Annotated in this window: 21 protein-coding genes; 14 read left to right on the top strand and 7 right to left on the bottom strand. The window is 41.1% G+C overall.

Annotated features, from left to right (window positions below; translation table 11 throughout):
• Positions 1–3: 3 nt before the first annotated feature.
• Positions 4–714: a DUF6445 family protein gene (locus tag L0Z67_RS11005; protein ID WP_405128027.1), complete on the bottom strand. Its 711-nt coding sequence runs from the start codon at positions 712–714 to the stop codon at positions 4–6.
• Between the two features lie 246 nt (positions 715–960).
• Here L0Z67_RS11005 and L0Z67_RS11000 point away from each other — a divergent pair, with 246 nt between their 5' ends.
• Together L0Z67_RS11000 and L0Z67_RS10995 are read left to right on the top strand one after the other, a co-directional pair.
• Positions 961–1,665: a SapC family protein gene (locus L0Z67_RS11000; RefSeq protein WP_062569945.1), complete on the top strand. Its 705-nt coding sequence runs from the start codon at positions 961–963 to the stop codon at positions 1,663–1,665.
• 125 nt (positions 1,666–1,790) lie between these two features.
• Complete coding sequence (locus L0Z67_RS10995) at positions 1,791–2,825, top strand: isoaspartyl peptidase/L-asparaginase family protein (RefSeq protein ID WP_405128026.1); 1,035 nt, start codon at positions 1,791–1,793, stop codon at positions 2,823–2,825.
• Between the two features lie 56 nt (positions 2,826–2,881).
• Here the strand turns inward: L0Z67_RS10995 and queF are convergent, their stop codons facing one another.
• A complete protein-coding gene (gene queF, locus L0Z67_RS10990; RefSeq protein ID WP_405128025.1) occupies positions 2,882–3,727 on the bottom strand; it encodes an NADPH-dependent 7-cyano-7-deazaguanine reductase QueF in 846 nt (281 codons plus the stop codon).
• Between the two features lie 59 nt (positions 3,728–3,786).
• Here queF and syd point away from each other — a divergent pair, with 59 nt between their 5' ends.
• On the top strand, positions 3,787–4,326 hold the full coding sequence (gene syd / locus L0Z67_RS10985; RefSeq protein ID WP_062569948.1) for a SecY-interacting protein: 540 nt from the start codon (positions 3,787–3,789) through the stop codon (positions 4,324–4,326).
• Between the two features lie 61 nt (positions 4,327–4,387).
• Here syd and L0Z67_RS10980 read toward each other — a convergent pair whose 3' ends face one another.
• From L0Z67_RS10980 to L0Z67_RS10970, 3 genes are all read right to left on the bottom strand, one after another.
• Positions 4,388–5,161 (bottom strand): Zn-ribbon-containing protein, encoded by a 774-nt coding sequence (locus L0Z67_RS10980; protein WP_062569949.1) that lies wholly within the window; start codon positions 5,159–5,161, stop codon positions 4,388–4,390.
• A complete protein-coding gene (locus tag L0Z67_RS10975; RefSeq protein ID WP_062569950.1) occupies positions 5,161–5,427 on the bottom strand; it encodes a hypothetical protein in 267 nt (88 codons plus the stop codon). The genes L0Z67_RS10980 and L0Z67_RS10975 overlap by 1 nt, the downstream gene beginning before the upstream one ends.
• A 154-nt stretch (positions 5,428–5,581) precedes the next feature.
• On the bottom strand, positions 5,582–5,812 hold the full coding sequence (locus L0Z67_RS10970; RefSeq protein WP_062569951.1) for a DUF2789 domain-containing protein: 231 nt from the start codon (positions 5,810–5,812) through the stop codon (positions 5,582–5,584).
• A 146-nt stretch (positions 5,813–5,958) separates the two neighbouring features.
• On the opposite strand from L0Z67_RS10970, the gene L0Z67_RS10965 reads away from it, so the two are divergent.
• Entirely contained in the window at positions 5,959–6,606 is a 648-nt protein-coding gene (locus L0Z67_RS10965; protein ID WP_405128024.1) for a GNAT family N-acetyltransferase, read from the top strand.
• A 665-nt stretch (positions 6,607–7,271) separates the two neighbouring features.
• Here L0Z67_RS10965 and L0Z67_RS10960 read toward each other — a convergent pair.
• Both L0Z67_RS10960 and L0Z67_RS10955 read right to left on the bottom strand, forming a co-directional pair.
• On the bottom strand, positions 7,272–7,571 hold the full coding sequence (locus L0Z67_RS10960; protein WP_237114240.1) for a DUF3301 domain-containing protein: 300 nt from the start codon (positions 7,569–7,571) through the stop codon (positions 7,272–7,274).
• Positions 7,572–8,600 carry a DUF3549 family protein gene (locus L0Z67_RS10955; protein WP_405128023.1) on the bottom strand — a complete coding sequence of 343 codons (1,029 nt, stop codon included), beginning with the start codon at positions 8,598–8,600 and terminating at the stop codon, positions 7,572–7,574.
• Between the two features lie 106 nt (positions 8,601–8,706).
• Here L0Z67_RS10955 and L0Z67_RS10950 point away from each other — a divergent pair, with 106 nt between their 5' ends.
• From L0Z67_RS10950 to L0Z67_RS10905, 10 genes are all read left to right on the top strand, one after another.
• Entirely contained in the window at positions 8,707–9,021 is a 315-nt protein-coding gene (locus tag L0Z67_RS10950) for a YqcC family protein (RefSeq protein WP_237114239.1), read from the top strand.
• A gap of 1 nt (position 9,022) precedes the next feature.
• On the top strand, positions 9,023–9,796 hold the full coding sequence (truC, locus tag L0Z67_RS10945) for a tRNA pseudouridine(65) synthase TruC (protein ID WP_062569956.1): 774 nt from the start codon (positions 9,023–9,025) through the stop codon (positions 9,794–9,796).
• Entirely contained in the window at positions 9,783–10,229 is a 447-nt protein-coding gene (locus L0Z67_RS10940) for a flavodoxin (protein WP_237114238.1), read from the top strand. The genes truC and L0Z67_RS10940 overlap by 14 nt, the downstream gene beginning before the upstream one ends.
• Positions 10,230–10,357: 128 nt before the next feature.
• Positions 10,358–11,089: an RNA methyltransferase gene (locus tag L0Z67_RS10935; RefSeq protein ID WP_062569958.1), complete on the top strand. Its 732-nt coding sequence runs from the start codon at positions 10,358–10,360 to the stop codon at positions 11,087–11,089.
• A 60-nt stretch (positions 11,090–11,149) separates the two neighbouring features.
• The gene (locus L0Z67_RS10930; protein WP_062569959.1) at positions 11,150–14,551 is read left to right on the top strand and encodes a chromosome segregation SMC family protein; all 3,402 of its coding nucleotides are present in this window, start codon (positions 11,150–11,152) and stop codon (positions 14,549–14,551) included.
• A 36-nt stretch (positions 14,552–14,587) separates the two neighbouring features.
• A complete protein-coding gene (gene zipA, locus L0Z67_RS10925; protein WP_237114236.1) occupies positions 14,588–15,328 on the top strand; it encodes a cell division protein ZipA in 741 nt (246 codons plus the stop codon).
• Between the two features lie 84 nt (positions 15,329–15,412).
• The gene (gene ligA / locus L0Z67_RS10920) at positions 15,413–17,434 is read left to right on the top strand and encodes an NAD-dependent DNA ligase LigA (protein ID WP_062569961.1); all 2,022 of its coding nucleotides are present in this window, start codon (positions 15,413–15,415) and stop codon (positions 17,432–17,434) included.
• The gene (locus L0Z67_RS10915) at positions 17,427–17,771 is read left to right on the top strand and encodes a DUF3392 family protein (RefSeq protein ID WP_062569962.1); all 345 of its coding nucleotides are present in this window, start codon (positions 17,427–17,429) and stop codon (positions 17,769–17,771) included. Before ligA ends, L0Z67_RS10915 begins: the two co-directional genes overlap by 8 nt.
• Positions 17,771–18,262: a DUF2919 domain-containing protein gene (locus L0Z67_RS10910; RefSeq protein WP_062569963.1), complete on the top strand. Its 492-nt coding sequence runs from the start codon at positions 17,771–17,773 to the stop codon at positions 18,260–18,262. Before L0Z67_RS10915 ends, L0Z67_RS10910 begins: the two co-directional genes overlap by 1 nt.
• Before the next feature lies 1 nt (position 18,263).
• Positions 18,264–18,707, top strand: coding sequence for a hypothetical protein (locus tag L0Z67_RS10905; protein ID WP_237114235.1), 444 nt, complete (start codon positions 18,264–18,266; stop codon positions 18,705–18,707).
• Positions 18,708–18,738: the final 31 nt, after the last annotated feature.

Raw genomic sequence — 18,738 nt, 5'->3', positions numbered from 1 at the left:
CACTTATTCAATTCTAAAAAACGATGAAATAGAGAGTCGACTATTTTTAATATCTTGGCTATATGGTAGGTTGTTTTTTAAGGCCGCACTATGAAGCAGGTTGCTTTTATAAAGTACCACACGGTTTGGTTTTGCCTCTATATCAATAATTTTTTCAAATAGCTCAGTACTTTCATCTAAATAGCCTTGATGTGTACTTTCATGTTGTTGTACGTTTTTGATTATATCGTGGACGATATTTTGATTTTCAGCGGTAATTTTAATTGTATTTGTTGGTTTGTATTTATAAATACCTGTACCACCCCATTCTTTACTTGATAAATAATGTACAGCAGCATAGGTTTTATCATCTGTTGAATCAATATGTGGCATGCGCTGCATGACATGTAATTCATTAGCAGATTGCGTTACAACCGAGAGCTTACATTTATGCAAATAGAGATGGTTATTTCCAGAATCTATAACACCTTCCGTTATTAAGCTTTGCAGTAGTTGTTCAAACACTCGGTAATAAGGGGCTGGCATTTCGTCGCGTTTACCAGGGTACAAGGTGCCATCTGTGCCGATAGGTTGAAAGTATGCGACGTTTGATGCGAAATGATAAACACCTTGAAGATGGCTTAAAAAATCATCAATAATAATGATGTTTTCATCAATACTTTCAATATTGATTACCTGCACTTTATAGTTTTTATTTAATTGATAACTTTCCATTTAAATGCTCAGTAAATTCCTCATCATTAATGAATATACTAACAAAAATAATTAGTTAGAGGCGAGGGGATTTTGCCTTAATTTACCGCTTTTCTAGGCTGTTTTTTAACCGTTGTTGAGTAATTATTTGTGTTAAAAAATAATGTACAATCTGCCACAAAATTTTCACTTCCTTTTTGTGTCTAAAACCGATAGGCTTTGGGCACTAACAGCAAAACATATATAAAATTATAATGGAGCAGTATCATGGCGGAGCAACAAGTACAGCCTTTACATAACGAAAAACATGCCAACACTAAAATTCAAAACGGCATCCATGTCGAGTTCATGAAATCTCAGCATTTAGTTCCTGTGGTTGCCCACGAATTTGCACGTATCGCAAATGAATTTCCAATGGCTTTTGTTAAAAACAATGAATCAGGTCAATTCCAAGCTGTTGCGATCTTTGGTCTAGAGCCAGGCGAAAACTTATTTATCGAAGATGACAAGTGGACAGCCGCTTTCGCACCTATGGCGATGACACGTTATCCTCTTGGTCTAGTAAAACACCCTGAGGGTGACCAATTTGGTATCGTTATTGACGAAGCAAGCCCACTTGTAAGTGAAGAAACGGGTAATGCACTTTTCGAAAATGGTGAAGAGACTGAATACCTTAAACGTCGTAAAGAAGCACTTGTTTCTTTCATCGAGTTTTCTCAAGTAACAGACGCATTCACTAAGTTCTTAGCTGATAAAGAGCTTTTAGTTGCGCAAACATTAACTGTAGATATCAAAGGTGAGAAAAAGGACATCAGTGGTATTTACCTTGTAGATGAGAAAAAGCTAAACGCATTAAGCGATGAAGAGTTCCTTGAGCTTCGTAAGCGTGGCTATTTAGCGCCTATCTACTCATTCTTAACGTCTACTCATCAAGTAGCACGTCTGGCACGTTTAAAAGCTGCTAAAGCATAATTTTAAACAGCTAAAGAAAAGCGCCATTTGGCGCTTTTTTTATTTCTTTCATCGGGTAATACTTGAAAATTGCCGATGAATTATTCACATTGGGCTTATCACCAAAATAAATATAAGTGCCCATTATGTTAAAAACATTACTCACCTCAGCCATTGCGCTTAGCGCATTGTCACTCAGTGTTCCAACTTACAGCGCAGAGCAGCCGTTTGCTATTGCCATTCATGGTGGTGCTGGCACCATAGAAAAAAGCCGCTTTACAGCAGAACAAGAAAAAGCCTATCGGGCAAAATTAAAAGAGGCAGTAGAAACTGGCTACACAGTGCTAGAGAAGGGCGGTGAGAGCTTAGATGCAATTACAGCAGCTATCAATGTACTTGAAAACTCGCCATTTTTTAATGCTGGTCGTGGTGCTGTGTATACCTATGATGGCGCGCATGAATTAGATGCTTCGATAATGGATGGCCGTAATCGACAAGCTGGCGCAGTTGCAGGCATTAAACACATTGAAAACCCAATCAACCTTGCTCGTTTAGTGATGGAAAAGTCAGTGCACGTGATGCTGAGCGGTCAAGGGGCTGAAGACTTTGCAAAAACGCAAGGTGTTCCTTTGGTTGAAAATAATCTGTTTGATACAGAAAGTCGCTATGAAGCACTTTTAAAAGCTAAAGAAAAACTAGATAAGCAACAAGTAACCAGTAAAGATTATCAAGCAGCACATCAAGCCTTGCCAGTTAATTATAAAATGGGCACCGTCGGTGCCGTTGCGCTTGATAAAAACAGCAATATCGCCGCAGGCACTTCAACCGGTGGCATGACGGCGAAACGCTTTGGCCGCGTTGGTGATGCACCAGTAATTGGTGCAGGTACCTTTGCTGAAAACGAGTCATGTGCAGTATCGGCGACAGGGCATGGTGAGTTCTTTATTCGTTACAATGTGGCTGCTGACATTTGCGCGCGTGTAAAATACCAAGGTAAAACGATAGTTGAAGCGGGTAACGAGGTAATCCACGATGTTTTAATGCCTGTTGGCGGTACTGGTGGCGTGATCATCATTGATGCTAAAGGCAATATCAGCTTACCGTTTAATACTGCGGGTATGTATCGTGCGAGTAAATCAAATACATCACCAACGTATGTGGGTATTTTTAAAGACGAATAATTAATCTTCAGACAATAAAAAACCGAGTTCAACTCGGTTTTTTATTGTCATCAAAGTTATTGGCGATTAATTTTCACTTGAAAGGGTGTTTCATCTTGATTCGTTGAGCGATAAGGGTTGATGTCTAAACCACCTCGGCGTGTATAGCGGGCATACACTTCAAGCTCTTCAAGGTTTAATTGCTGCATTAAATCACAGTAAATACGCTCTACACACTGCTCATGGAACTCGTTATGAGTACGAAACGAAATCAAATATTTTAATAAGGCTTCATGGCAGATTGTTTGACCTTTGTAGCGAATAATCACGCTTGCCCAATCTGGCTGTGAGGTAATTAAACAGTTCGATTTTAGCAAGTGGCTGTGTAGTGTTTCTGAGATAACGTCATTACCATTGTGACGAAGCGAGCTTGCGTCAATATCGTAATTGTTGATTTCGATATCAAGATCATCAATACACTCGCCTGGTAACGCCGTAAATGGCAAGCAGTTATAATCGTCAGCTTTATATAAAGTGACGACGACAGGCGCATTCACGGCGGCAGATAAATCGCTAGTAAGAGCTTGCTGTACGTCTTCAATAGCTGCAAAGCGTGTCTGGTTAAAACTATTCAGATACAGCTTGAATGATTTTGACTCAATGATGTGACTGCTTTGACAAGGAAACACAAATGTCGCTACAGCAACCATTGGTTTACCCTTATTATTGAGCCACGATAACTCATAGCCAGTCCAAATATCTTGCCCTTTGAATGGTAAGTTATTTTCGCTAACACCTAACGCGTCACGATTAAGTTTACGGGCAATAGGAAACAATAAGTTAGGTGTGTAGGTGTCTATATACTCAGTTGATTTACCAAGCACACTGTCTTTTAATTCGGGAGAGTTGCTGTAATCTGTCATCTTTACACTTTTGTGGTTACAATGGCGACATTATACCCAAAGCTAATGAGTTTCGCAGTATGTCCGTTTCTTTAAAACTAGAAAAACTACACCAAGCATTTAGTGAAAAATGCCTAGAGCGCACGGGAAGGTTACCTGTTATTGAGCATGATGAAGCATGGCCTAGCCCGTGTGAGCAAGGTGATGTTGATGAGCAAGGCCTTATTCAATGGCGAGCAGCACCGCAACAGCCCAAGGGATCTTTAAATGATTTAGCAAATGCTTTAGCGCTTAATTTTCCTGAAGAGCTGAGTGTGTTATTTGGCCACCTGTATGCAGGAAACTTGCTAGTTCGCATCGACGATCATCATATTGAGTTGCTGCAAGCATGGAATGAAGACGATTTTAGCCGTTTGCAGCAGAATATTACTGGCCATGTACTCATGAAACGTAAGTTAAAGCAGCCAGAAACGGTGTTTATGGGTCTTACAGAGCAAGATGACTTACTTATTACTGTACTGGTTGAAAGCGGGGAGGTTTGCTTAGAGTATGTGGGTAAAAAGCCACATCATGTACTAGCAAACAGCATCAGTGAGTTTTTAGATAAAGTAACGGTGTAAACTTAATAAGTAAAAAGGGGCGATTGCCCCTTTCATGTATCTGGTTATTGCCTTTATTAAGTTATTGAAAGTCCCACGAGATATTCGAAACAATGCCACAAGGCTCGCAACGAAAATCAAATAAGCCAAACCATGGTTCGGGCAGCCTCCAATCTCCATTACAGCTAGGGCAACGACGTTCAAGCTCTGATTCTTTATCGACGCCGCCAACGCGATACAAATAGTAATAAACTGGCTTCTTTGTTAGATAGCTAATACGCTTAGTGATATCTCGCCCACGGCGGTATAAATCACTGTTGATACTGGTTAGTTCCTCAAGAGCAGGAAACTCACAACGGGTTGCACCATTGATCTGAATTTGATCGCATGCTTGCCAGTCTTCTTGCCATTTTATCAGTGTTTTGTAATCACCATTGGCAATCGCAGGAATACGAAATAACGGCACAGGTAAAAAGTCATCACCACAATAAACAGGACTACAGGTATGCACGTAGGTGGTGTATAAAATATAGCACGACGGATCATCACACATATCTGCGCCATTTGAGTGAATGTCTTGGCCAATCACTTTAACTTTTGGAGCAAGTAAGCCCGCAGTGTGCAATTGCTCAATACTGTGTTTTACAAATGGGCTGTTATTAAGAGGATGCATTGCATCTTCGGTTGGGCACATCACGCGGGTGATAAAAAATCCATCTTTTAGAACAGTAGGAAATTCATCACCAATAATCTGGCCGTTAAAACGAAGCGCATTGACTAAGCGGTTTATTGCCTGCTCGGCAAGCTCTAAGGTGGTATCTTGGTAGCAATCAAAAGTCAGATCGACAACAAACATTATTTTTTCTCAAGCAGTGCTAATAACCTATCTAATTTTGCTTCAATACGATCCAATTGACTTTCTTTTGGTGTACTTAGTTTCTCATTTGATGGGTTATTAATGAAATTTTTTATTGAATCCGGATTGTTTTTATATTGGCTTACAGCTGCAATGATCACTGGCATCGGCATAGGTTCTGCTAGCTTACTTTTTGTTAGGGCAACTGTTGGGGTTTTACCTTCATCAAGAAGGGTTTTAATTGCATCAAATACAACGGCATTCATTTTTGTATAAACTCTTTAATAAAAGACTAAAAAGCACCGTAGCATATGGGCCACAGTGCGCGTGTATGGTAGCAATAATAGAGGTGGAGTGAAATTAATTTCCTTATTTACACGCTAAAACTAGGTATATTAGTGTGTAAATAAGGAGCGAAAGCTACTGGCGTAACCTTGCGTCTAATTCGTCAATCACCTCGCTCCATGCACCATCTTCAGCTAATGACTCGGCTAGAAAATGTTGCTGTGCTTCATCCCAAAACGGAGCTTCCTGTAACAAAGTTGTATCTGACAATTGATGTGAGGCTATAAAAGCGTCTATTTCGCTCTCTTTACATGGTAAACCAAGTTGTGCAAAGAGGGTTGAAATATCATGTTTTGTCGTATCCATAGTTCTGCTCCTTGTGTATGGTGATAATTTATTACTGCTTAAAATTAATAATGGAGAATGTCAGTTTAACTTACGCTGAATTTGTTTTTAGCTTTGCTTAGGTATATATATAGTCTAGTGGTAAAAATAATAAAGCCAAATAAAGGATGAGTATGACAACGATAGCCGAACACGACACATTCAGTGTGCAATACCTCAGTGCTGAAGATATCAGTATAGCTGCAAGTCTTATTTACCAAGCTTATTATGATGACCCTGTGTTAAAGAATGTACTTGGATACCAACCAGATAACCCCACTAAATACGAAAGTAAGCTCAGAGCCCTTGTGCGTGAAGAACTAGCCAGCTTTTGGCAAGAAAAGCAGCCGTTAATTGGATTGTACTCTCAAAAAAGATTGAAAGCCGTTGCGTGTGTTTTTGACTCAAACAGTGAACTTCAAGCCGAACGTTACTGGCACTGGCGCTTGAAATTAATGCTTAGTGCAGGGTATTTGCAAACCAATCAATTGATTGAAAAAGAGCGCACAATACGAGAAGCATTATCGCAAAAAGCACCTTATTTATTTTTAGCCTTTATTGCCGTGGACCCGCACTTTCAGGGGCAGGGCCTTGGGCGATATTTACTAAGAGGGCTTGATGATTTATTACAAAGCAGTCCTAATACATCGGGTCTTGCTGTATTTGTGACACGCCCAGAACAGCGCGAGTTTTTTACCTCAGAGAGCTTTGAAGTATTTAAGTCACTAAGCTTTAATCAGGTTAATGGTGACCTTATGTTTAAGAGCGCAAAATAACCAACGGACGTTTTGGAAATTGCAATGTGAGATTTATCTCACATTGCTGTAAGTATTATCAGAATAAACACTCAAATTTTGTACCCAATTTTACTTATCTTAATGTTTTTAAAAGAATTCTCTTTTCTTACTTTAATATGAACGCAAAAAAATTGCTTTTTGTACCTATCCTGATTTCCTTATTCCTCTAAACTTAATCATGTCAAGACGACACAGGTTCAATGAGTGAACTGATGCCAAGGATTAGGACGCTGGCAATGCTGGCAATTTAGCAAAGAGGCTTAGCAGGAAGCAAAAGGACAATTTAAAAGGGAAGCAAGGACGAATAAGGAAACTGCTAGGATGCAGTACAATCGCGGAGCGGTTGAAAAGGATTGAACAAAGGATTATTTAGCAGGAAGCTAAAGGAGCGTTTGGAAAACGAAGTGGATAGCCATTGATGGCAAGAGGACGGCACTGGGATGTGTTAAATGCGACATGATGTTGCATGGTGGGTGTATCTGGATGTATACCCGTTCAGGGGATAGAAAAAAACGGCAGCTTCGGCAAGAGTAGGGACACTTTATCATGGAAGTAGCAAGATTGGGGCGTGGCTAGTAGCTACGCCTTAGTTCTTTCTGGGCTTTGCATTTTTCGCAATCAAAATTACTGCGTTTAGACGCAGCTTAAATTTTGTGCGGTGGTATCACTACACTCTTAAGCAATTCATTTTCCATGATCAAAACGCCTTGATACACGCTTTGCCCATCACTTGAAAACTCAAAAATAAACTCACTTTTAATACCCGGTTTACCACTTTTTAAAATGCCAAATCGGCGTTTATTGCAAGCAACACTCATCAATTGCACATTTAACTGCTCAATTTGTCTTTGTGCATGAAGGTTAGCTGCTTCGGCTACTTTTCTGTTTAACCAAAAAAAGTAGATTATGCTGCCAATGATGATGAGTGTCCACAAGCCTGCCATTTACGAAAATAACCTTCCAATTGCTCGAGCGAGTGTTTCGCTGCGATTTTCCTGTCTTAATAAACCTAGTAAGTGAGGGCGAATACTCGGAATTGCAACTAAATCGGTGAAAATACTCACAAACAGTTGTTCAATTTCAGTGTGGTGTGCACAGCAATCCATAAATACATGTAAGCGTTCAGGGTCTTCTAATGTGCTAAAGCAACGCCCTGCAATTGTTAATAGTACATCTGACTGGGTGTTCATATCAGAGCGCAATACAGCATCAACAAGTTGCGCTGTTAAACCTTGCGCTGGTGTTTTTGATAAACTTCTAAGAGCTGCCACAAGGGCGATGTCGTCTTTATGCTCTATGGCGTTTAACCCATAGGCTAACAATTGCTCTGCAAATACGGGTTCGATTGCAACATGTTCAAGCATAGCACTGAGCGGCTGTAATACTTCGACAGGTAATTGCCCCCAAGCGGCTTGTAGGTTCGCTAAGTTGTTGTCGTTATCTAAACGCATCGCAAAATCAGCAATGCCCTGTACTGCAACACTTTGCCAATTATCAAACCCCAGTTTGCCTGAAAAATAAAGCTGAGCATATTTGTAGTACTGTGAAGCACTTTGTTTAAGTAAACACTTAACCTGTGCATTAAATGCCGCTAGCTTGTTGGCGTTTGGCGTAAATACATACGGATTGTTATCAAGTTTGCCTTCGGCATTTTCACCGGTAATTTCTGTACCAAGTGCTTCAATTACCATATTTGCGAAATGGTCGCGGCTTGCGCTTACTAGGCGGCTTTGCTCATCGAGTGGGAATTTTAAAAACCATACATAAGGTTCTTTAGACGCTTTTACATCCCAAAATTGAATAGCAAGCCAAGCATGACCAGCAAGCGGGTATGGGTAAGGGATTTTTGTCTCTTCAATGGCGAGAAATTGTTTTTTGTCTAATTTCGTGATGTGTCTGCCAATATCGAAGGCACGCCAAGTGGTACCTGCTGCATCCAGAAGTTGCCCTAAAGTGGCGATCTGCTCAGTCATAAAATCTCAATTACCGTAATTAATCTATATCAGGGGCGAATTATACGCCATACCATGGCGCCTTGGAACAGGGTATACTAAGCACAAAGGTATTAAGAGTTTTACAATGCATCAACAGACTTTGGCGCTGCTGCGCGAATTAGAATCAACATTACAACGCCATTCACTTTGGCAAACAACACCAATTGACCCAAGCGCACTCAATTCTAGAGTACCGTTTTGTCATGACACTATGGCTTTTGAGCAATGGCTGCAATTTGTTTTTCTTGAAAAAATGCATGCCTTAATTACACATGCTCAGCCTTTACCTCGTAATTTTGCAATTGCGCCTATGGCTGAAATGATGCTGGCACAACACAGCGGTGGTAATGATGTGATTAGCGTTTTACAAAAACTCGATCAACTTTTGAGTGATGACTAAGATGCAAGAGATTGATAAGCCACAATTTGATGAGTTAACGATTCTGTACCGCGATGAAAATTACATTGCGATTGATAAACCGTCAGGTTTATTGGTTCACCGTTCGTTTTTAGACAAACACGAAACTCAATTTGCGATGCAAATGCTGCGTGACCAAATTGGTCAACACGTATTTCCTGTACATCGGTTAGATAGACCAACGTCAGGTGTGTTACTGTTTGCGTTAAGTTCAGAAGCAGCCCGTGACATGAATCAGTTATTTATTGATGGGCAAATTGAAAAACGTTATTTAGCGTTAGTAAGGGGCTTTTTAAACGAATCAATCTTCTTAGATAAACCTTTAAAAGAAGAGCTTGATAAAATTGCCGATAAGTTTGCAGATCAAGATAAAGCGCCGCAAGAAGCACAAACGCAATTTCATTGCCTGCACCAAGCAAGCTTGCCTATTCCAATTGGTAAGTACCCAACAGTTCGTTACTCGCTGGTGGAGTGTTTTCCAAAAACTGGCCGCAAACATCAAATTCGTCGTCATTTAAAACATTTATCATTGCCAATTATTGGCGATGTAAATCATGGTGATAATCAGCATAATCAATTTTTTAGAGAACATTTTCAGCTTCGTCGTTTAATGTTATTTGCCTCTGAATTAAAGTTTGTGCACCCTTATAGCAAGCAACCAATAACAATTAAAGCGCCATTAGGCGATGCAATGTTAACGATTTGCCAGCAACTTGGCTGGCCAACAGAAGAAAAGGATTATTATGGCAACCATTAGTATTTTTGTCGGCAGTGTTTACGGCGGTGCCGAGCGCTTAAGCGAACAAGTTATTGAAATCATTGAAAAGTCAGAGCATCAAGCGCAATTAGTTGAAAATGGCACGGTTGATGACATGCTGGCAGCGTCACATATTTTAGTGATCACATCAACGACGGGTCAGGGTGATATTCCTGGTAACTTAGTCGCTTTATACAGCCAACTGAATGAGCAATTCCCACTGTTAACAGGCAAGCAATACGGCATTATTGCTATGGGTGACCGTAGCTATGGCGATACGTTTTGTGGCGCAGGTCGCAGTTTTGATGAGCTGTTTCGTGATTTACAGGCAAAACCTGTTGGTCATCGTTTAGAAATTGATGCATGTGAAGATTTTGAACCTTGGCCTGTTACTGAGCCATGGTTAAATGAGTGGCTGACAAAAATTAGTTAGTGCCTCTTATTAGCGAGTGTCTCTTATAAGTGCTGATTGAATGAGCAATTGGCACTTTCCCCTTGGTTTTTCGAGTACAGAATCTGCGACCTTGGTGATATACTAGCGCATCATTTTATGAGGCTGTTATGATTTCAAAAAACCAACTGAAACTAATTCGTGCATTAGGTCAAAAGAAATACCGTAAGCAATATAACCAGTACCTTGTTCAAGGCGAAAAAAATGTACTTGAATTACTAAACAGTGGTTTAAGTATTGCTCATATTTTTGCGACTCCTGCATTTATAACAGCGCACCAATCTGCGCTTGCAGCCCATCAAGTCATTGAAGCAGACGAAGACAGCCTAACTAAAGCCAGTACGCTCGTTAGTAACAACGCAGCAATTGCTGTTGTAGATATGCCAAGTCAGCAAGCATTACCTACATCGGGGCTTATTCTAGCCCTTGATGGCGTGTCGGATCCGGGTAATTTGGGCACGATTATTCGTGTTGCTGATTGGTATGGTATTAAGCATATTGTTACCAGCACAGACAGTGCGGATGCTTATAACCCGAAAACTATCAGCGCAACCATGGGTTCATTTGCTCGTGTGAGTGTCTCTCAAACTGACTTAACTAATTACTTACCTAGCTTAAACCTTCCTGTGTATGGTGCATTTTTAGAAGGTGAAAACATTCACAAAACCGCTCTCAAGCAAGATGCCGTATTACTAATGGGCAGTGAATCGCATGGTATACGTACTGATTGCGAAAGCTTAGTTACTGATAAAATCACTATTCCGGCTTATGGCCAAGCAGAATCGCTTAATGTAGCGATGGCAACGGGTATAATTTTAGATAATTTTAAGCGCCACGCTTAACCTTTTACCCTAAAATGGGTTAAATTGAAGAATAACAATAAAAATCGGTAAAACAATTAGATGCGTTTAAGCACCATAAAATTAGCGGGTTTCAAATCGTTTGTTGAACCCACTAAAATCCCATTCCCTGATCAGATGACATGTGTTGTCGGCCCGAACGGCTGTGGCAAATCAAATGTCATTGATGCAGTGCGTTGGGTGCTAGGTGAAAGCTCAGCTAAAAACTTACGTGGCGATGCCATGACCGATGTTATTTTTAACGGCTCAACTAATCGAAAACCTATTTCACAAGCCTCTGTTGAGTTAGTGTTTGATAACACCAGTGGCCATTTACCGAATACCTTTGCTGATCGAAACCAAGTGGCGATTAAGCGCTTAGTGACCCGAGATGGTCAGTCAATTTATTTTCTAAATGGCAGTAAATGCCGTAAGCGTGATATTACCGATATCTTTTTAGGCACAGGTCTTGGCCCGCGCAGCTATGCAATTATTGAGCAGGGCATGATCTCGCGTTTAATTGAGAGTAAACCAGCTGATTTACGTGTTTTTTTAGAAGAAGCCGCGGGGGTTTCGAAATACAAAGAGCGTCGTCGTGAAACACAAACCCGCATTAAAAGCACCCGCGAAAACCTTGAGCGTTTGCTTGATGTAAGGCAAGAGTTGCAAACACAGCTCGATAAGCTTGCAGTGCAATCAGTCGATGCAAAAAAATACCGAGAATTAAAAGCCACTGAGCGCACCTTAAAAGGGCAAATTGCGGTTTTAAAGTGGCAGAAGTTACACCAACAACAAATCGATAAAGCTGAGCAAATCAACAAACTTAAAGAGCAAATTCAGTTCTTTAGAGAAGCGCATTCTGGCCATGATGATGTTTTAGCAAGCCTTGAAAATCAGGTGCAACTTGAGCAGCAAAAACTGCAAGACGCTCAGCAGGCTCAGCATCAGACTCATACTGAGTTAACCCGCAAAGAGCAGCAACAGATCAGTTTAAAGCAGCAACAGCAAACACTTAGCCAAAACCTTATCAAACAGCAACAATTGCAGTTACAAAATAAAGAGCTGCAAGAAGAGCAACACGCTTCTGCCGCCATTTTACAAGAGCAGCTACAAGAAGCGATTGAGCAAAGTTTGTTGTGCGCTGAGCAAGTTACAGAGGTTGAAGAACAAGTCGCTTTTAGGCAGCAACAAACACAAAGTGCTAATGAGCAATATCAAAGCACCTTACAGAAAAACCAAGCTCATAGCAGTGATATTACTATCGCCAAGAGTCAACAGGCTCACTTTGCGCAGACTGTTGCGCAACTTGAATCTCAACAAGCACAACTCACTGCTGAAATTAGTGAGCTTGAAGCCACCCCAGTTGCAGCGCAAATTGCTGAGCAACAACAGCAAATTCAAACACTGACGAAGGAGCTTGCGCAGCAACAAAGTGCGCTAAATAAGCTCACTCAAAATCTAGAACACGCGGATAAAGAGCAACAGCACTTAGAGCAGGATTTAAAGCGGGTTCAACAGCACAGTAATGAAAATAGAGCCAGCATTGCGGCACTTAATTCTTTGTTATCAGAGCAAACCAACAGCGAGAGTGTCTCTTTATTAGCACAGTTAAAAGTGGCTTCTGGCTTTGAGCCGCTAGTTGAGCAAGCCCTACTTGGCCTTGAGCACTTAAAGGTTAGTCAGCATAAAGAGCCTAACAGTGTTTGGCCTGTAACTAATAGTGCTGAGTTACCAAAAGAGTCATTAGCAAATTACATCGAATCGGGTGCTTTCCCTGATTTATTAGCACGGTTTGCATTTCAGTCCCGTTTTGATGACGCTATTTTATCGGATCCATATTGGCTGGCTGTGATTGATGAACAAGGCTGTATGCATGGTCGTAACTTTCATACTGATGCCAATAAAGACGCTGACAATTCTTTGCTTTTAAAGCATGCTCAGCTCAGTGATGCACAGCAGTTAGATGAAGAGCTCAACGAGCAATTAGAAACTAAGCAGCAATTGCTAAATGAGCATTTGGAACGTAAGAAAACACTTATCGCCGACAAAGAGCAATACAGAGAACGAATTCACCAAGCGGCTCAGCAGATTGCATCGGCCAGTACTCGACGAGATATGTTGCTAGAGCAGCAAACGCAGTGGCAAAACCAGCTTGTTAAGTTACAACAGCGTCAAACGTTACTGGCTGAGCAAAAGCAAAATGCCGACGAACAGCAACAAACTCAGCAGTGTTTACTTGAACAATTGTTAGAGCAGCAATTAGAACTTGAAACTGAGTTAGAGCAAGCAAAACACCAACAAGCTGAGGCAAATAACAACTATCGCCAAGTGGCTTCTCTGTTAGAGCAATATAAAACGCAGGCACATCAAGCAAATTTGGCCGAACAAAAAGCTCGCAGTGAGTGTCAACTGAGTGAAACTAAATTACAACACGCTAATGCAGCGCAAAATGCTGCCAGTGAAGCCGTATTAGAACTCAACGAGCAGCTAGAAGAGTTAGTGATACCGCTTGAAGAGGTAGCAGAACAAATTATGCTATTGCTTGAAAAGCATCAACAAAGTGACGTTGAGCTGAAAAACTTGCAAGCGGCATTGAGTCAAGCTAAAAAGGAGCTTGCTGATAAGCAAACAGCGCTGAAATCATCGCAATCTGAGTTGGTGACGTTACAAGAGCAGCTGCAAGCATTGGCACTGGATGAACAAAGTTTAATCGTTAAAGCGCAGGCGGCTTTAGAGCCACTTGAAGAACTGCAACAAAATTTAAAAACAGTACTTGAAGAACTGCCTGACAATGCCAATTTAAATAGCATGCAAACTTTGCTTACAAAAACCACGCAAGCGTTAAATGAGCTTGGCGCGGTGAACTTAGCGGCAATTGATGAGTTTGAGCAGGCTAAACAGCGCAGCGATTATTTAAATCAGCAACTTGATGATTTAACGCAAGCATTAAATACCCTTGAAGGGGCGATTCAAAAAATCGACCGAGAAACAAAAAATCGTTTCAAGGCGACCTTTGAACAAGTAAATACAGACTTTGGGGAGTTGTTCCCGAAAGTGTTTGGTGGCGGTAGTGCTTACCTTGAATTGACCAGTGATGATCTACTTGAAAGTGGGGTAAGCATCATGGCAAGGCCTCCAGGCAAGAAAAATTCGACAATTCACCTGCTTAGTGGTGGAGAAAAAGCGCTGACCGCATTATCATTGGTGTTTTCAATATTCAGGCTCAATCCAGCTCCATTCTGTATGCTAGATGAAGTGGATGCGCCATTGGATGATGCGAACGTGGGTCGTTTTTGCCGTTTGGTAGAAGAGATGTCACAATCGGTGCAATTTATTTATATCAGTCATAATAAGATTGCCATGGAAATGGCAGGTAGATTGACGGGTGTAACTATGGCTGAACCCGGTGTTTCGCGGATGGTTGCTGTAGATATTGAACAAGCAGTGCAAATGGCACATGCATAAATTTAGTTAGGCAGATCAAATAATAAAGGTGAGGGGATGGCCGAAGAATTAAGATGGGCTTTAATCGTAATCAGTGTGTTTGTGATTGGTGGTTTATTAATACACGGACTTTGGTCTGTACGGAAAAAAGACAATCCAGAGGTTACGCAACAAGATCGGGTAGAACCTAACGAAACGACGCAAAGTGTAGCGGATAAACCTGAGCCTGTTGTGCAAGAACGCGATGAACCTGAATTTGGTGATTTAAGCTTTAGTGCTGAGACTGAGTCACGCGAACTTGAGCCTGAAATGGAGCAGCAACCAGTCGTAGAAGAGCAGCCATTAGAGGCTGAATCCGTTACTGATGAGCCGCAGCAAGAAGTGCAACCAACAGACTTTATTATTGTTCACTTGCAAATGCCTGAAGGTTTATCGATGGAAGGCAGCCAATTGCTACCTGCTGTTAATATGCTTGGCTTCAAATATTCAGAAGAAGGCTTCTTTAATCGTCACTTAGACCCTGCGGGTACGGGGCCTGTGTTGTTCCGATTAGTGAATATGTATAACCCTGGTACATTCGATATTGATAATATGGAACAATTTAGTACCGCAGGGGTAAGTTTATTTATGACCTTACCTTGTGAAGGGGACGGCTTGAGTGCCTTTAATATGTTACACAGTGCGGCAAAGAAACTTGCCGATGAATTTGGTGCAACTATTTTAAATAGCAACCGTGAAGAAATGACGGTTGACAGTGTGAGGGAATATGTTGAGAAAGTAAGAAGCTTTTCAGCATAATAGTCGTTGCACATTTATTGTATTTTAGGCCACTTGGCGATGACTCGTTTAAGTGGCTTTTTTATGTAGATTTTTGAGGTTTTCATGTCCAGCCCTATCTTTGAGCAAATTACTCAATTACGTGCCCAGTTAGAAGAGCATAACCATAATTACTATGTGCTGGATGCACCCAGTATTCCTGATGCAGAATACGACCGTTTGATGCGAGAGCTAAGTGCGCTTGAGCAAGCGAATCCAGAATTTCAAAGTCCTGATTCACCTACTCAGAAGGTGGGTGGTACAGCACTTGATAAATTTGAGCAAGTAACGCACCGAGTACCTATGTTGTCACTTGATAACGCGTTTTCTGAAGAAGAATTTGCAGCCTTTAATCGCCGAATTAAAGAACGTGTTATGAATCATAATGAGCTGACATTTTGTTGTGAGCCAAAACTTGATGGTTTAGCCGTATCAATTATTTATCGCAATGGCGTGCTTGTCCAAGCAGCCACTCGCGGCGATGGCATGGTCGGTGAAAATATTACCCAGAACGTAAAAACGATTCGAAACGTGCCGCTTAAGTTACGTGGTGATGATATTCCTGCAGAGCTTGAGGTTCGCGGTGAAGTATTTATGGATACCGCTGGGTTTATAAAGCTTAATACTGAAGCTCAAAAGCGTGGTGAAAAAGTATTTGTTAACCCACGTAATGCTGCGGCAGGAAGCTTACGCCAACTAGATTCTAAAGTAACAGCAAAACGCCCATTAATGTTCTATGCCTACAGCACAGGTTTGGTTGCTGATGGTCAGTTACCGGAAGATCATTACCAACAACTTGCTAAGTTGACGGATTGGGGCTTACCACTTTGCCCTGAAACAAAGCTGGTTGAAGGTCAACAGGCCGCGCTCGACTATTATCAAGATATTTTAGTTCGTCGCGAACACTTAAAATACGAAATTGACGGCGTGGTGATCAAAGTAAACGATAAAAAACTACAAGAGCGTTTAGGCTTTGTTGCACGTGCACCACGCTGGGCAATTGCGTTTAAATTTCCTGCCCAAGAAGAAGTAACTAAACTGCTCGATGTTGAGTTTCAAGTAGGCCGTACCGGTGCAATTACCCCAGTTGCTCGTTTGGAGCCCGTTTTTGTCGGCGGCGTCACTGTGTCTAACGCAACCTTACATAACGGTGACGAAATTGCCCGATTGGGCGTTAAAATTGGCGACACCGTGATTATTCGCCGTGCAGGTGATGTTATTCCACAAATAACGCAGGTTGTACTTGAGCGCCGCCCTGACGATGCCAAAGAGATTGAATTTCCAGCTACTTGCCCAATTTGTGATTCGCATGTGGAGCGCATTGAAGGCGAAGCGGTAGCTCGCTGTACGGGGGGTTTAGTTTGCCAAGCGCAGCGTAAGCAAGCAATTAAGCATTTTGCGTCACGTAAAGCGCTTGATGTCGATGGCTTAGGTGACAAAATTGTTGACCAGTTAGTTGACCGTGAACTGATTAAAACGCCTGCTGATTTATTTATCCTTAAGCAGGGTCATTTTGAATCACTTGAGCGTATGGGACCTAAGTCTGCTAAGAATTTAGTCAACGCATTGCAAGACGCTAAGCAAACAACGTTAGCCAAGTTTCTATATTCATTAGGTATTCGCGAAGTGGGTGAGGCGACAGCACAAAACTTAGCAAACCACTTTTTAACCCTAGAAAAAATAACTCAAGCAAGCGTTGATGCATTGACTGAAGTCAGTGATGTTGGTGAGATTGTTGCCAAACATGTACGTGGTTTCTTCAGTGAAGAGCATAACATGGACGTTGTTAATGCGCTTATAGAGCAGGGCATTCATTGGCCTGCACTGAGCGCCCCAAGTGAAGATGCGCAGCCATTAGCAGGGTTGACTTATGTACTAACAGGTACGCTAAGTGAACTTAACCGTAATGACGCAAAAGCGCGTTTACAGGCATTAGGTGCAAAAGTATCGGGAAGTGTTTCAGCAAAAACAGATGCGTTAATTGCTGGTGAGAAAGCCGGTTCTAAACTGACTAAAGCACAAGATTTAGGAATTGATATTTTAACTGAAGCCGACTTAATCGCATTACTAGGTGAACACAATGGATAGCTTTTTACAGGCAATGTCGTCGCTTGCATTAACTCTAGGTCATTGGTTGCAGCCTCACTTATATAATATTTCGTTATTGTTAGTGGTTTGTTTTTTATCTCTCTATGCGGACGATATCATTAAAATAACAAAGCGTTTTGTGGCACGTCGTCACTTCATTATACGTATTCTGTGTTTTGTGTTAGTCACTGGGTTCGGTATGGGGTTATTGGTTGTATTTATTACCCCTTACTTGAGCAAGCTGCTTATGCTGTTGGGTGTAAAATGGTTGGCTTTGACACTCACAGCTGCCTTTTTAGTATTGGGTATTATCGCTGATAGGAAGAATCAACTGTAATGCGTTATGGGCCTGAATATTGGGATAAATACGGAGCATATAGAACGCCTATAGCTTTTCATTTATCTCTATTAGTACTTTTACGCAGTTACTTTATTTGGCTTATGGCGGCGCTGAGTCGCCGCCCTGATTTAGATATTATGTCGTTATTTTTTAACAGTAAGTCTGATTTCTTTTTTTCTATCGGTATTGCCGCCATTGCTTTATTACCTGCTGTTATATTTTGTTTAAGACGACCACAAGACAACCCTGATAGCGCAAAGCGACTGGCGAGCATATGGCGTTTTATGCGTTGGCCATTAATTTTATGTGCAATCATTGATTTAGGCTGGCTTACATATCAAGCAGCGCATAGTCATTATCAATTTTCATTGTTTCTAGCGTGTCAAATGGTAATTGTATTATGGGTGTTGTTGTACTTACTGAAAAGTCGTTACCTCAGCGTATTTTTTAATGATTGGCCTGATCCAATTATTAAAAAAGGAGAATAAAATGCTTCGTGTTAATAAGCTATTAGCTAAAATTTCAGTGGCAATTGCGCTCGTTTTACTGCTTTTATGGCTTGTCACACCACTGTGGCATAGTGCTGTTTTTTCATCGTTTGTTATTTTTTGGTGTGTGATTACAAGCTCTGCTTTGTACCGAGTTACTCCTTTATTTAAAAACAGAAACCCAGTTGAAGAGTTAATTAAGCGAGATGTTAATCAGCTTGCTTTAATAAGCCTAGCAGGGTTATTTGATTTTAAACGTAAAGCCGAATTTGTGTTAATAGGGCAAATCAAAACAATCAGTGTCGGTGAGGGCAGTATTGTTATCGAAGACATTAATTCACAACGGTTGCATGCGGTACTGAGTGTCTCTAAAGCTGAGATAATTTCACACCTTCATATCATTTTATCAGCGCGTGAACGGCAGAAAATTACAATAACATCTTAAGGCTTGCCGAGCCTTAGCTTTTTGATGTAGT

This window comes from Pseudoalteromonas sp. PB2-1 (assembly GCF_045040605.1).
GTDB classification, from domain to species: domain Bacteria; phylum Pseudomonadota; class Gammaproteobacteria; order Enterobacterales; family Alteromonadaceae; genus Pseudoalteromonas; species Pseudoalteromonas arabiensis.
Note: the sequence above shows the minus strand (reverse complement) of the source record. Positions and strands in the feature narration are given on the sequence as shown.

Coding starts and splice junctions, on each gene's coding strand:
- L0Z67_RS10950 (WP_237114239.1), top strand. CDS start 8,707: ATGCATCAACAGACTTTGGCGCTGCTGCGCGAATTAGAATCAACATTA.
- queF (WP_405128025.1), bottom strand. CDS start 3,727: ATGACAGATTACAGCAACTCTCCCGAATTAAAAGACAGTGTGCTTGGT.
- L0Z67_RS11005 (WP_405128027.1), bottom strand. CDS start 714: ATGGAAAGTTATCAATTAAATAAAAACTATAAAGTGCAGGTAATCAAT.
- L0Z67_RS11000 (WP_062569945.1), top strand. CDS start 961: ATGGCGGAGCAACAAGTACAGCCTTTACATAACGAAAAACATGCCAAC.
- L0Z67_RS10930 (WP_062569959.1), top strand. CDS start 11,150: ATGCGTTTAAGCACCATAAAATTAGCGGGTTTCAAATCGTTTGTTGAA.
- L0Z67_RS10960 (WP_237114240.1), bottom strand. CDS start 7,571: ATGGCAGGCTTGTGGACACTCATCATCATTGGCAGCATAATCTACTTT.
- L0Z67_RS10970 (WP_062569951.1), bottom strand. CDS start 5,812: ATGGATACGACAAAACATGATATTTCAACCCTCTTTGCACAACTTGGT.
- L0Z67_RS10905 (WP_237114235.1), top strand. CDS start 18,264: ATGCTTCGTGTTAATAAGCTATTAGCTAAAATTTCAGTGGCAATTGCG.
- L0Z67_RS10980 (WP_062569949.1), bottom strand. CDS start 5,161: ATGTTTGTTGTCGATCTGACTTTTGATTGCTACCAAGATACCACCTTA.
- syd (WP_062569948.1), top strand. CDS start 3,787: ATGTCCGTTTCTTTAAAACTAGAAAAACTACACCAAGCATTTAGTGAA.
- ligA (WP_062569961.1), top strand. CDS start 15,413: ATGTCCAGCCCTATCTTTGAGCAAATTACTCAATTACGTGCCCAGTTA.
- L0Z67_RS10915 (WP_062569962.1), top strand. CDS start 17,427: ATGGATAGCTTTTTACAGGCAATGTCGTCGCTTGCATTAACTCTAGGT.
- L0Z67_RS10955 (WP_405128023.1), bottom strand. CDS start 8,600: ATGACTGAGCAGATCGCCACTTTAGGGCAACTTCTGGATGCAGCAGGT.
- truC (WP_062569956.1), top strand. CDS start 9,023: ATGCAAGAGATTGATAAGCCACAATTTGATGAGTTAACGATTCTGTAC.
- zipA (WP_237114236.1), top strand. CDS start 14,588: ATGGCCGAAGAATTAAGATGGGCTTTAATCGTAATCAGTGTGTTTGTG.
- L0Z67_RS10995 (WP_405128026.1), top strand. CDS start 1,791: ATGTTAAAAACATTACTCACCTCAGCCATTGCGCTTAGCGCATTGTCA.
- L0Z67_RS10975 (WP_062569950.1), bottom strand. CDS start 5,427: ATGAATGCCGTTGTATTTGATGCAATTAAAACCCTTCTTGATGAAGGT.
- L0Z67_RS10910 (WP_062569963.1), top strand. CDS start 17,771: ATGCGTTATGGGCCTGAATATTGGGATAAATACGGAGCATATAGAACG.
- L0Z67_RS10965 (WP_405128024.1), top strand. CDS start 5,959: ATGAGTATGACAACGATAGCCGAACACGACACATTCAGTGTGCAATAC.
- L0Z67_RS10940 (WP_237114238.1), top strand. CDS start 9,783: ATGGCAACCATTAGTATTTTTGTCGGCAGTGTTTACGGCGGTGCCGAG.
- L0Z67_RS10935 (WP_062569958.1), top strand. CDS start 10,358: ATGATTTCAAAAAACCAACTGAAACTAATTCGTGCATTAGGTCAAAAG.